Raw genomic sequence first — 13018 nt, 5'->3', positions numbered from 1 at the left:
TGTCCTGCATCTTATATTATATATTCTTTGCACAGATATCCGCAAGGCAGCATCTGTCGCAGTAAGGTTTTGTCCTTGCTGTACACACTTCACGTCCGTGATAAACCAGACGATGGCAGAAATCACTGCCCTCCTCCGGCGGTATGATCTTCCAGAGAGCCATCTCAACCTTTTTTGGTTCTTTGATTCCGTCAACCAGACCGATACGGTTACACAGACGGATACAATGTGTGTCCGTCACAATCGCCGGTTTCCCGAAAACATCACCCATGATCAGGTTTGCACTCTTGCGTCCGACTCCCGGAAGCTTCAGAAGTTCCTCAAAAGTCGTCGGTACATTGTCTGCATACTGTTCGTGCAGGATACGCATACAGGCACTGATATCCCGCGCCTTGCTTTTGCCGAGTCCGCACGGGCGCACGATTGCCTCGATCTCCTCCGGCTCTGCTGCGGCAAGTGACGCAACATCCGGGTATTTTGCATACAGATCTTCTACAACAACATTTACCCTTGCATCGGTACACTGCGCTGCCAGACGGACACTGACGAGCAGTTTCCATGCCTGATCATAATCCAGTGTACAGCCTGCATCCGGATATTCTTTTTTCAGTCGGTCGATCACTTCCAGTGCCAGCTTCTCTTTTGTCATTCTTTTTGCTTCCTCGATATCGTAATTAAATAGTTCCAAAAATACGGTCACCTGCATCGCCAAGTCCCGGGCAGATGTAAGCATGGTCGTTCAGTTCACGATCCAGATGTCCTACATAGATCTGCACATCCGGATGTTCTTTGTGAAGACGCTCAAGGCCCTGCGGTGCAGCGATAACAAACATGCATTTGATGTTCTTTCCGCCATGCTCTTTGATCATTCTGACAGCGTCAACAGCAGATCCGCCTGTAGCAAGCATCGGGTCTGTCACAACGATCAGACGCTGTTCGATCGGATCCGGAAGTTTGCAGTAATATTCGTGTGGCTCATGTGTCTCCGGATCTCTATAAAGACCAATATGTCCGATCTTTGCGGACGGAACAAGTGTAGTGATTCCATTTACCATACCAAGACCTGCACGAAGTACCGGAACAACTGCCAGTTTCTTACCGGAAATCATCGGTGTCATACATGTCTCGATCGGAGTCTCAACCTCAACCTCCTCGAGCGGAAGATCTCTCAGTGCCTCATATCCCATAAGTACTGCGATTTCTTCGATCAGTTTACGGAACTCGTTTGTTCCTGTATTTTTGTTACGAAGCATAGAAATTTTGTGCTGGATCAGCGGATGATCCATAATAAATACGTTCTCCATGTTTTCCTCCATCTGTGACTTTATCGTACTCTGTAACTTATAACTATGGTGATTATACCTTATTTCTTTTCCATTGACAACTCCCGCCGAAATGATACACTGAAATATAAAGCTACAGTTGTTACTGTTCACAGTAACTTACAGTTTACATATCATATGTATCTGACATCATTATAACTATTCCCCGCATTTGAAAGGAGCATCCAAAATGACTTCATATGAAGAGGAATTTCTTTCCACCGGACAGGAAGCGCGCCGTCTGTCGATCGCTCTTTTGCGATTTATTCAAATAGACGACCCTGAATGGAAAAATAAATATCAGAAATACCTGTCTTTGCGGTTTCGTCCTGCACTTTCCACTCTGATCCGCGAGGGAGATCTGACTCGGATACGAGCACTGTGCAGCTTTGCTCCTGTCACGGAATCCGCCCTCAATTCTTTTATTGATGTGGCTGTTCAGAATCAGCAGGAAGAAATCCTCTCTTTTCTTATGAAGCTGAAAAAAGACCGCTTTGGTTTTCATGACCGTGAATTTACTCTTTAAACTGTTCTCAGGGGGTTTTTTATGAATCGCACAGTATCCGCAGAATCCTGTCCTCTCTGCCTGAAAATCTGGAATCTGACACGAGAACAGCTTTCTGTAAAATATCCTTTTTTTCGAAAATTAATATGGGATTTTTCTTTTCAGGAATCCTCTGACACACATACTGCCGGAACAGACGGGCACATCATCTATTTTGCCCCGAAATTTCTGATCCGGACTTTTCAGAACGATCCTGACGCACTGGAAACATTGCTTCTTCATCTGCTGTATCACTGCCTGTTTCTTCATCTTGTGATGGAATCAGCACCTGACCACCTTCTGTGGGATCGGGCCTGTGATCTTTCCGTAGAACGCCTGATCACAGGGAGCCGAGATGTCTCGTCCCCGTCAGTCATCTACTATGAGCTGCAGACTGCCTCAGAAAAAACTGCCATCCCGGTTGTCGATGATCACCAGTTCTGGAAACTTGCCGACCGCAAAAAACTTCTCGAACAGATGAAACAGATCTGGAATTCTGGCTCAGGTGCCGCCGGTCTCGGCCTTTACGGTAATTCCTGTCGCGGAACAGCCCCCGGCAATCTCACAGAAGAACTTGCCCTGCATCACAAACACCGCTATGATTTTCGCCGTTTTCTCAGACGTTTCGCCATTCAGCGTGAAGAACTGCACACCGACACTTCCAGCTTCGATTATATTCCCTATGTCTATGGACTGGATCATTACGGAGACATGCCTCTGATCGAACATCTGGAATATCAGGAAATGAACCGTATGGAAGAGCTTGTGATCGCGATTGATACCTCCGGTTCCTGCACGACTGAAACAGTACGCCGCTTCATGGAAGAAACTTATGGAATCCTCAGTGACCATGAAAATTTTTTCCGCAAAATGAATCTCTACATCATCCAGTGTGACAGTTTTATTCAGGACTGTGCACATATCACCTGCGAAAAGGACTGGAAACGATATCTTAGTAATCTATTGATTCACGGACGTGGTGGCACAGATTTCCGTCCTGTCTTTGATCATGTGGAAACACTCCGCGCTCAGGGAAAAATCCATAACTTAAAAGGTCTTCTGTACTTTACCGACGGTGACGGGATTTACCCGCAAAGACCAACCACTTATCAGACCGCGTTTATTTTTTATCACGAAAAGGACCTGCATCAGCAGGTTCCCGCATGGGCCACAAAACTCTATCTGGACGATGAAAATTTCAGGCAGTAACCTCCTGCCCTTCCCATACAGACCTTCCAGAGAAAGGACACATAACCTTATGAATATCAAAGATGCCAAAAATGAATTACTTCACACGATACAGGTTTACACCAGAAAGGATGCACATGGGCGTTATCTTATGCCGGCTGTGCGCCAGCGTCCGCTGCTGCTTATCGGACCTCCGGGTATCGGCAAAACTGCAATTATGGAACAGGTCGCAAAGGAATGCGAGATTGGTCTCGTTTCCTACACTATCACACACCATACGCGCCAGAGTGCAGTCGGACTTCCTGTAATTGTAAAAAAGAATTTTCAGGGAAAAGAATACTCCATAACAGAATATACAATGAGCGAGATCATTGCCTCTGTTTATGAAAAAATGGAACAGACTTCCTGCAAAGAGGGAATTCTCTTTATTGATGAAATCAACTGTGTCTCCGAAACTCTTGTACCGACTATGCTGCAGTTCCTCCAAAATAAAACCTTCGGCACACACCCTGTACCGGAAGGCTGGATCATTGCTGCTGCCGGCAACCCGGTCGAATACAACCGCTCCGCGCGGGAATTTGATATTGTCACCCTTGACAGAGTAAAGCGAATAGATATCGATCCGGATCTTGATATCTGGAAAGAATATGCCTATGCAAAAGGTCTGCATGCTTCCGTCATCTCTTATCTGAACCTGAAAAAAGAACATTTTTATCATATCGAAAATACGGCTGCCGGAGTTTCTTTCGTGACCGCCCGCGGCTGGGAAGACCTTTCTTCTATTTTATTCGGATATGAAGAACTGGGATTGACTCCTGATGAAAAACTGATTCGACAGTATATTCAGGATGACGATATTGCCAGAGATTTTGCCGCTTATTATCAGCTGTATGCAAAATACCGCAAAGATTACCCAATCACGGAACTGCTTGCAGGAAACTTAAGCGAAAAAGAGTTTCAGTCAGTATGTGGCATGGCATCCTCTGCACCATCCGACGAACAGCTCAGTGTATCCGGACTTCTTCTTGACGGCTGGAACCGGTATTTCCTCCAGTTTGCAGAGGAAGATCATTTCGTAATACATCTTCAGGAAACGCTTTCTCAGGCAAAAACTGCCCTGCTTACCGGATCCTCTCTGACTGATTTCGCAGAACAGTATCGAAACGCATTAAAGATCCGCCAGCAGAACCAGCTTCTTGACAGCCGCAAAACAGATGAATCCGAAAAAACTGCTCGTATCCTCGAAGAATGCCTGACTGAAGCAAGAAAAAAACGACTCAACGCCCCGGAGGAAATCATCGATGTCCTCCGTGAAGCATTGAGCCGTTCTGCCACAATCCGCAAAGATCTCGCACAAAAGACTTCCCACGCACTGGAACAGGGTTTTACATTTGCAAAAGCTGCTTTCCATGACGGACCGGAACTTCTCTTTCTGATCTCCGATCTCAGCCATAACAGCTGTGCCATGTCTTTTATCCGTACTTTCGGATGTGAAGAATATTTTATTTTCAGTGAAAAGCTGCAGTTTCAAAGGGAACGGGCGGAACTGCTGCAACAAATTGATTCAGCCGTGCTTAATTCTCCCGGCTGAGTCTGCCCTGCATATTTCTGCGGCAACTTCCATTCTGCTGTTCCAGAATTTCGCGAAACTCCGTTGCATACATGCCAAACGACATTGCCATACATACCGCACATGCACCGATCAGCACATTTGAAGTAGAATATGGAAGTCTCGGTCCCACCATCAGAATCATTACAACCACATAAGTCATTACTGTATTCAGCTTGCCGTGCCAATGTGCCTCAATGGTCGTTCTAGTCTCCATAATGATCTTCCAGCCGACAACCGTCATGTAACATTCTTTGACCACAAACAAGAGTAGTACAAGTTCTGCCAGCGGGTAACGCGGGATCAGATATGCCAGCATCACTCCCTGCATAGCCTTATCGGCAACCGGATCAAGTATCCGTCCGAATCTGCTGACACTGTTAAATGAGCGTGCAATCCTGCCATCCAGAATGTCGGTAGCCGCTGCCGCAATCACAAATACAACGAGCAATGCACGATACTGTACAATACCATATCTCTCAAATGTTCCGAAAAACAATATGGCCAGCACCAGGCGCATTGCACTGAGCAGATTCGGTACGGTCAGAATTTCTTTCTTTGTAAATACTTCTGCCAGTCGTTCCTGTCTTACAGGAATTATCTTATAGAATAACTGGTAGCAGAGAATATTCAAAATCAGTGCAGTCATTACATCGGCAACACTGTGCTGTTTCAAAAACATAGTCGACAATACTATTGACACGCCAAGAACAATCTGTGCCGCAGTAAAAATCCGATTCTTCCGGCATCGCTCATTCTGATAGAGCGCAATACAGCTTGCCGTCGCATTGAACACATGCATACTCGGGAAAATATTTGTCGGTGTATCAATCTTATACAGGAAACGAACAACATTCAGGAATACACTGTCACCTGCATTGGTAAGATCCGGTCTCAGATGCTGTCCATTCGGATAAACAAAGGAAATCAGTAAAAACAGCGTCATACCTACACCTAAAGTTCCGAGATACTGATAATATTCTTTTTTGCTCGGGCATAAGACTGCGAAATAAATCACCGTCCCGATCAGGAAAAAATACCACATCACATATGGAATAATAAAGTACTCACAAAATGGGATTCTGTCATCTGCAAGAGAATGAATGATATGTATTTTTACATTGCTCTGCTCCATCAGCATAAACGCGAGCATATAAAAAATCCCATATGCCGGTATGATCCATAAATGCTTTGATTTCTTCAGATAATTCAAAATATCACCTTTCCATCCTTTCGGCCTCAGCCAGATTCTGTCGTCTTCAGGATTTCTGATTTTTCTGTAGCTTATAATATACCCTATCCTATCAAATAATCAATGCACAAAATGCCGAAAATGGACAGTTTTACAAAAATTTCATAGTTGCTTTATAAACATCTTACTTCTACCTGCAATATCAGAAAAGGAAGCTCTTTATGCTACGCTTCCTCTTCTTCTCTGTTGATCATTCTTACAGATCTGCTGAAACTCTCTTAATTTTTCTTTTGCCTGTGGGCTTAAATCCTGCGGTACCTGAATTCTGATCGTCACATACTGGTCACCATGTACGGACGGATTCTTCATGGAAACAATTCCCTTGCCTCTCAGGCGGATCTTCCTGCCAGTCTGTGCGCCCTCCGGAATCTTACAGATTACATCTCCGTAAAGCGTAGAGACTTTTGCCTCACCACCAAATACGGCTGTTGTAAACGGGATCTCCATGGTTGTGTAGACATCCATGCCTTTTCGTTCAAAACCTGCTTTGGATGCTACATGCACCTGCAGAAGAAGGTCTCCTGCCGGACCACCGCCAAATCCCGGATTGCCTTTGCCTTTCAGTCGGATACTTTTACCATCTTCAATACCTGCCGGAATATGCACTTTCAGTGTCTGGACAGCTCCGCTGCCGGACGGATCAGATAATCGCAGCATCTTATCACAGCCAAATGCGGCATCCTCAAAACTGATATTTACCTCTGAATGAAGGTCACTGCCTTTTGCCTGCGTACTTCTTCCTCCGAAGCCGCCAAAATCACCCTGACTGTGGAAACCCTGCCTGTCAAACCCACTGTTCTGACTTCCGAATCCACTGCCTTTCTGTCCATGGAACATATTTCCGAAGATATCTCCGAAAATGTCTCCCATATTACCATTTTCAAAATGATACTCATGATAGCCGCCATTGCCGCCCTGACCAAAGTCAAAACCTCCAAAGCCGCCATGAAAACCATTACCGGCTGCGTCCTGACCACCGGCACTATATGGATTGCCGCCTTCTTCAAATGCCGCAAATCCATACTGATCATATAATTTCTTCTTTTCTGTATCGCTTAATACATTATATGCTTCTGTAACTTCTTTAAACTTCTGCTCTGCCTGCTTGTCACCGGGATTCATATCCGGATGATATTTCTTTGCAAGCTTTCTGTATGCTTTTTTTATTTCCTTGGCATCGGCATTTCTCCCAATCCCAAGAACTTCATAATAATCTCTCTTAGCCATAATGCCACCTCCGGTTTACTTGCTAAAAAAGAGATGCAGTTTCTTCTCACCGCATCCCTTTCCATCTCCTCTTGTTCTATTTGTAATATAACACTTGTTTTATACTATGTCAAGTACCCGGAGAATATTTCTGAAAATTACACTCAGAAATAATCCGATATGTATGGTGTCTGCTGTTCGATCGCATCTTCCAGCATATCAATCGTCCATTCCGCAGCCTGAATGCGTCCAATCTTTGCCAGATATTCCGGACGTTTGTAGCCCATCAGCATCGTTGTCATAGTCTGAATATCAATCCTGTCCTCGCATCTTTCCATGATTCGCATCACCTGTCCGTGTCCTTCACGTGAGATCGTCATATAGAAATATCCCTGATTGCATTCCATAATCGGATCAATCAGTTTGAATTTCCACTCACGGTCAAGTACGCTCGGTTTGAACGGATATTTTTCTATAAAGGATATGAAATCTACGATTCTTCCCATATAATATGGTGATATCACTTCTTTTATTCCGGCATCTTCGAGAAGAAATGCCAGCGGCTCATCCGTATAGGTATCTCCCTCGACCTGATTGATCATGGAAAAATGTGCCGCAACAAAGTTCCACAAACCGGTACGGGCATCTTCGTTGATGAAAATCATATCTTTGATGTGGAATACCTCATTCGCGATCCAGTAGATCACATAACCATCCGGTTCGTTTTTCTCATTGTAATAGATCGCAGCCATAATATCATCAGAATCCCAAAGCCAGTATTCATTCCATGCCAGATCATCACGGAGGATTGCTCCATGTGTACGCATGGCATAACGTTCGTAGGTTTCTTTCAGTTCATCGCTCTCTGTCTTTACACGGCGCACATCGCCCGGAACCTGACGATTCTTCGGAAGCTGATAATCCCTGATCTCATAAGAGATCTTGTCTGAGATCAGTTCCCAGCCCTTGCGTCTGTAATATGGAATTGAATATGGATAAAGATAACAGATATCCTGTCCTTTTTCTTTCATGTTTTTCAGAGCCTGCTCCAGAAGCTTATGCATCAGTCCCATGTTGGAGTATTCCGGATAAGTGCCGACTCCGGTCAGACCGCCCATTGCATAGGTCTTGCCAAAGATTCTGACATGCATCGGGTAGACTGCCACCTGCGAAACAAGTGTATCATTGTCAAACCAGCCAATGACATCTGCCTTCTCCATGGTAGGGAACTTCGCACGGATGATCTCGCGCTCCTGCCATCCGATCGAACTTAATTCCTGCTCAGTAACCTGAAAAACATAGCGAAGAAGGGCATTGTACTGTTCCATGTATTCGCTGCCTACGGGTTTCATCTTGAGATTCTTTTTGTTATTCATATTTCCTTTCCTTTGAGCTGTTTCCTATTACCCACAAGTCCCACCCCTCGGCTGAAGGGTGGGACTGTATTTGTACCATATCTTATACTGAAGTGCTCCAACCTCAACTCCACTACGTTCCGTTTCGGTTGAGGGCATCCGCCCTATATGTTGTCATCTGAATCCCTGTTTACGTGCAAGCACGACACAGGTCTTCAAATTCCAACATGCACTTCAGATTTTGAATCAAAACTCTGGTTCAATTAAACCGTATGTGTTTCCTTTACGTTTGTATACTACGTTGACCTGCTCGGTCTCTGCATTGAAGAATACGAAGAAATTGTGTCCCAGAAGTTCCATCTGTACGCATGCATCTTCCGGATACATAGGTTTGATTCCGAACTTCTTGGTACGAATGATCTTTACTTCATCATCTTCTTCATAGTCTTTGTCCAGATATTCTTTCTGGAAGTTTGCAGCAGCCTGCTGTTTGTCTACGATTTTATTTTTGTATTTACGAAGCTGACGCTCGATGACTTCTTCTACCAGATCGATGGATACATACATATCGTTGCTTACCTGCTCAGATCTGATAATGTTACCTTTCATCGGGATCGTTACCTCGATTTTCTGTCTTTCTTTTTCAACACTTAAGGTTACGATAACCTCTGTGTCCGGTGTGAAATACCGTTCCAGTTTGCCGAGTTTGTCCTCAACGGCTGTTTTGAGTCCCGGAGATACTGTGATGTTTTTTCCGCTGATAATAAATTTCATAATCCCATCCCCTTTGCTGTTTATTTTGGATGATATTTAATAAACAACTTATTTTGTTGTTCATGCGTCCATTATAACACACTCTCACGAATTTTAACACAATTTTATGAAATTTTTATATAAATTCTGACTAAAAACAAGTATAAAGATCACAACTCCGACAATGGTCATTCCCACACCGAGACTTCTGTGCGGTGTCTCATACTTCAGGACAACTTCGTGTGTTCCGGATGGGATCTCGATTCCACAAAGACCACTGTTGATATTTGAAACTTTCACCGTTTCTCCATCTACCCGGGCAGTCCATCCCTTCTGATAGAAGAACGGTACGCACAGCATTTCATTTTCCTGTGTATCGTTTTCCACCTGTGCCTGATAAGTGCTGTCACTGTAACTTACATCCGTCACACCGGAATTTTTAAGCACTGTATAACCGGTTGCATCGAGGTCATACGATTTCACTTCAAAATCTTTGATCGTCGCATAATCGATCTGGGTACTCACATCGACGCGGAGCGCTGTGATTCCTGCCGGAACCACATGTTCCCACGTATTATTTTCCTTCGTGATGGAGAAAGTATAAACTTTATCTGCCGAAAATCCCCTGTCGCCTTCTGTCTGATAATAGACTGCCATCTCGGTATCCTCAGATACGTCCATTGTCAGAGAAAGTCCATATAATTTGTTTTCGTCTGCAAAGTCGGATTCCACTCCCGGAAAGATCACATTTGGATCTGCACCAAGGTCACGAACGGTAATGCCGTTGTCATTGTTTTCCATCGTACAGTCGACTGCTTCACTCACCTTCTCCACCAGGGAAGTATCTGTTTCCTCCGGCAGAGATGCATCCTCATAAGAACCACTCTTTTTTGCATCGGTATAATAAAATCCGGAAAGAGAAGTGAGTGTCTTATCAAGTCCTGATAATTTTTCATTTCCATCTGCATTCCATTCTTTGTCATAAAGATATCCAAACGGAAGTGCATAATTATTTTTGAATATGGTTTTGCCCCCGGCTTCTCCCACCGGTGTATATACCTTCTGTGGAGCATTGTACCCTGCGTTTCCAAACAGATACCTGGTTCCAAGCAGAGTACTTCGGATATAATCATCGTTATTAAAATCCACAAAATTAATAGAAATGCTTTCCGGTCCGTACATCTTGTGATAGCTTACCAGTGATGACGGATTTGTACTCATATACGTCGACAATCCATTGTAGCCCTGTGCCATTCCATCATTTTCCGCGGTCGACCTGTAGGACTTTTCGATGCGGTACAAAGAATCATCCTGTGCTTTCAGATAAGCTGCCGCATCTTTCGTACCATCATTATAGTATTCGGTTGCCAGTTGACTTCTGGTCGGTGACTCACGGTGCCAGAGTGATGGATAATTCAGTGCAAAAAGCTCGCATACAAGCACCAGCAAAACAGCAGCCGGGAATATCCTGTACAGTTTTCTGATTCTCGTTCCCCCCACCAGAAGGAGCAGATATACCACAAAAAAGGCACAGACCTCTGCAGCAATTTTATTATTTACTTTGATATTTTTGAAGCTGTATACAAATACCATCATTGCTGCATAGATAATGGTCGCAAGCGCACCGCCGCACAGTACCGTTTTTTTGTTTTTCTCGCGGAAAACATCCTGCAGGAAAAGTCCAATGGCAAGCGCTTCTACAAAACAGATCATAAAGCACCAGCGATGTGAGTTTTTGGTAAATACAAGCACACGGCTGGTAAACGGCATCACAACCAGAAATACCATCAACGCAGTCAGAAAAATCGCCTTTATCCTGGTCGCTTTTTTTACAAGAAAATAGCTGATTGCAAAAACTGTCAGAATGCTGACTGCCAGTACGATGCCCTCATAATAATTGAGATTTCCGGAATAATCTTTATCGATACCAAGCATCTGATTGGAAAAAAATCGGGCAAAAATTGTTCCCAGTGTTTTTCCCTTATATGGATGAAACAAACCTGAAGTACTTCCTCCGCTCACTGCACCTGCACGCGCACTTTCAAGGAATGTATCTGCAATCGGCACAAGAGCGATCCCACCGATCAGTGTACCGAGTATTCCCATTCCCCCAAGACCAATCATTTTTCCTGCTGCAGACTTGATGGAGCGTTTCTGCATTATGCTGTATATAACTACATAAAATACAGCAAAAAAAGCAATCATATAGAGGAAATAATAACTTGCAAACAATAACATTGTCACTGTAAGTACAAGTCCGGCATTTTTCCGCCGTTTTTCTCCGTTAAGATAACACTGAAGGAAATACATAAAAACAGTGAAAAGTGCCATACATGTACAAAATCCGTACTGCTGCCCCCAGAGGATCACATAGCCGGAAAATGTCCACGCAAGTGCAGCTGCCATCGTTCCGATTCCCTCACCCATCAGTTTACGGTAAAACAGATATCCCACAAGAGATATCGTCAGAAGTTTCAGATATGCAGATGCAAGCACTGCCCACGGCAGAAGTCTCTGCGGTGCAAGAAGAAGCAGAAGATTATATGGAATCAGATATGCCGGATAATAAGAAGACACATCCATTCCAAGTCCGGCCTGCAATATATAACCGCTGTCACCTCTTCTGAATAATGAAGAAAACATTTCATACTGTGCATAATTGATCTGCAACGTATCCGCTCCGCAATCAGTAAACACATAAGCGAAACCGCCCAGAATAAATTTACTGTACAGGAGCGCAAAAAGTCCGCTCGTAATCAGAAAAAGCCATACCAGTTCATTTTTCCAAATCGGTTTTTTCTGCGAATCCGTCACTGTGCGTCCTCCTCTTTTTCTGTTTCCTCTTCATCGAAGTTCAGACGTTCTTCCTCAACAACAAGCGGCCGGTCAAGCACCCTTGTATTAATACTCAGAACATATTCTCCAAGGAACCCGATAAAGAACAGCTGCAGTGCTCCGAGGAAAAATACACCGATCAGCAAAGGTGCAATACCTGCTGAAAAGCGGTGCCAGAACATCAGTTTCATGATCAGATAAACAATCGCCGCCAACATACTTAATCCACCGATGATAAATCCTGCAAAAGTTGCAAGTCTCATCACTACTTTAGAATAGGAAGTAATTCCTATCATCGCATAATCATACAGGCTGTAGAAGTTATTTTTGCTCTTTCCTGCACGGCGCTTCGGCTGCGTATATTCAATTGCGGTATAGTCAAATCCCAGTTCCGCGATAATGCCGCGAAGATACGGAAGCGGGTCATGCAGATCACGCACAACATCTACAAATTTTTTGTCATACAGGCCAAAACCGGTAAACTGATTGATATGGTCAATATCTGTGATTTTGTTGATCATCCGGTAATAGCAGGAACGAATCCAGTACATGGTCTTACGTTCCTGACTTGCACTCTTAACTCCGATGACAATCTTTCTTCCCTTTTCCCATTCACGGACAAATTTCGGAATCATATCAACCGGATCCTGAAAATCTGCAGTCAGACGTACCACGCAGTCTCCATATGCCTGTTTCATTCCATATACCGGTGAACGTGCCTGTCCAAAATTCTTCGCATTAAAGATTGCCTTGATTTTTTTGTTATTTGCACACAGTCCTCGAAGCAGTGCCTGTGTGTTGTCTTTGGAGTGATTGTCGATAAACAGGATTTCGTAATCATATTCACTTAAATCCCTCTCCATCACTTCTATTACCGCTTTTGAGAGGGGCACTACATTTGCCTCTTCATTGTAAGTCGGTATTACAATTGAAATTTTCTTCCTCATGTTCATT

Annotated in this window: 11 protein-coding genes; 3 read left to right on the top strand and 8 right to left on the bottom strand. The window is 44.0% G+C overall.

Features of this window, described 5'->3' with window-relative positions:
* Positions 1–16: 16 nt before the first annotated feature.
* Together BQ7344_RS12210 and upp are read right to left on the bottom strand one after the other, a co-directional pair.
* Complete coding sequence (locus BQ7344_RS12210) at positions 17–649, bottom strand: endonuclease III domain-containing protein (protein ID WP_072522768.1); 633 nt, start codon at positions 647–649, stop codon at positions 17–19.
* Positions 650–674: 25 nt separating this feature from the next.
* Positions 675–1304 (bottom strand): uracil phosphoribosyltransferase, encoded by a 630-nt coding sequence (gene upp / locus BQ7344_RS12205; protein WP_072522767.1) that lies wholly within the window; start codon positions 1302–1304, stop codon positions 675–677.
* 208 nt (positions 1305–1512) lie between these two features.
* On the opposite strand from upp, the gene BQ7344_RS12200 reads away from it, so the two are divergent.
* The 3 genes from BQ7344_RS12200 to BQ7344_RS12190 are packed head-to-tail and all read left to right on the top strand — an operon-like array spanning position 1513 to position 4645.
* A complete protein-coding gene (locus BQ7344_RS12200; RefSeq protein ID WP_072522766.1) occupies positions 1513–1848 on the top strand; it encodes a hypothetical protein in 336 nt (111 codons plus the stop codon).
* Positions 1849–1869: 21 nt separating this feature from the next.
* On the top strand, positions 1870–3075 hold the full coding sequence (locus BQ7344_RS12195) for a vWA domain-containing protein (RefSeq protein ID WP_072522765.1): 1206 nt from the start codon (positions 1870–1872) through the stop codon (positions 3073–3075).
* A 49-nt stretch (positions 3076–3124) separates the two neighbouring features.
* Positions 3125–4645 (top strand): ATP-binding protein, encoded by a 1521-nt coding sequence (locus tag BQ7344_RS12190; RefSeq protein WP_072522764.1) that lies wholly within the window; start codon positions 3125–3127, stop codon positions 4643–4645.
* Here BQ7344_RS12190 and BQ7344_RS16220 read toward each other — a convergent pair.
* The 6 genes from BQ7344_RS16220 to BQ7344_RS12160 all read right to left on the bottom strand — a co-directional run bounded on the left by BQ7344_RS16220 (position 4629) and on the right by BQ7344_RS12160 (position 13011).
* On the bottom strand, positions 4629–5876 hold the full coding sequence (locus tag BQ7344_RS16220; protein WP_072522763.1) for a CDP-alcohol phosphatidyltransferase family protein: 1248 nt from the start codon (positions 5874–5876) through the stop codon (positions 4629–4631). The two genes, BQ7344_RS12190 and BQ7344_RS16220, sit on opposite strands and share 17 nt — an antisense overlap.
* 198 nt (positions 5877–6074) lie before the next feature.
* Positions 6075–7142, bottom strand: coding sequence for a DnaJ C-terminal domain-containing protein (locus tag BQ7344_RS12180; protein ID WP_182448560.1), 1068 nt, complete (start codon positions 7140–7142; stop codon positions 6075–6077).
* 143 nt (positions 7143–7285) lie between these two features.
* Positions 7286–8497 (bottom strand): GNAT family N-acetyltransferase, encoded by a 1212-nt coding sequence (locus BQ7344_RS12175; protein WP_072522761.1) that lies wholly within the window; start codon positions 8495–8497, stop codon positions 7286–7288.
* Between the two features lie 225 nt (positions 8498–8722).
* Positions 8723–9250 carry a ribosome hibernation-promoting factor, HPF/YfiA family gene (gene hpf / locus BQ7344_RS12170; protein ID WP_072522760.1) on the bottom strand — a complete coding sequence of 176 codons (528 nt, stop codon included), beginning with the start codon at positions 9248–9250 and terminating at the stop codon, positions 8723–8725.
* A 93-nt stretch (positions 9251–9343) separates the two neighbouring features.
* Positions 9344–12043, bottom strand: a complete 2700-nt coding sequence (locus tag BQ7344_RS12165; RefSeq protein WP_072522759.1) for a YfhO family protein — start codon at positions 12041–12043, stop codon at positions 9344–9346.
* A complete protein-coding gene (locus BQ7344_RS12160) occupies positions 12040–13011 on the bottom strand; it encodes a glycosyltransferase family 2 protein (protein WP_072522758.1) in 972 nt (323 codons plus the stop codon). The genes BQ7344_RS12165 and BQ7344_RS12160 overlap by 4 nt, the downstream gene beginning before the upstream one ends.
* Positions 13012–13018: the final 7 nt, after the last annotated feature.

Source organism: Blautia sp. Marseille-P3087 (assembly GCF_900120195.1).
Classification (GTDB): domain Bacteria; phylum Bacillota; class Clostridia; order Lachnospirales; family Lachnospiraceae; genus Blautia_A.
Note: the sequence above shows the minus strand (reverse complement) of the source record. Positions and strands in the feature narration are given on the sequence as shown.

What these genes read in the sequence shown, in the direction of transcription:
- BQ7344_RS12180 (WP_182448560.1), bottom strand. Translation starts at nt 7,142, where the DNA reads ATGGCTAAGAGAGATTATTATGAAGTTCTTGGGATTGGGAGAAATGCC.
- BQ7344_RS12210 (WP_072522768.1), bottom strand. Translation starts at nt 649, where the DNA reads ATGACAAAAGAGAAGCTGGCACTGGAAGTGATCGACCGACTGAAAAAA.
- BQ7344_RS12200 (WP_072522766.1), top strand. Translation starts at nt 1,513, where the DNA reads ATGACTTCATATGAAGAGGAATTTCTTTCCACCGGACAGGAAGCGCGC.
- BQ7344_RS12175 (WP_072522761.1), bottom strand. Translation starts at nt 8,497, where the DNA reads ATGAATAACAAAAAGAATCTCAAGATGAAACCCGTAGGCAGCGAATAC.
- upp (WP_072522767.1), bottom strand. Translation starts at nt 1,304, where the DNA reads ATGGAGAACGTATTTATTATGGATCATCCGCTGATCCAGCACAAAATT.
- BQ7344_RS12190 (WP_072522764.1), top strand. Translation starts at nt 3,125, where the DNA reads ATGAATATCAAAGATGCCAAAAATGAATTACTTCACACGATACAGGTT.
- BQ7344_RS12160 (WP_072522758.1), bottom strand. Translation starts at nt 13,011, where the DNA reads ATGAGGAAGAAAATTTCAATTGTAATACCGACTTACAATGAAGAGGCA.
- BQ7344_RS12195 (WP_072522765.1), top strand. Translation starts at nt 1,870, where the DNA reads ATGAATCGCACAGTATCCGCAGAATCCTGTCCTCTCTGCCTGAAAATC.
- hpf (WP_072522760.1), bottom strand. Translation starts at nt 9,250, where the DNA reads ATGAAATTTATTATCAGCGGAAAAAACATCACAGTATCTCCGGGACTC.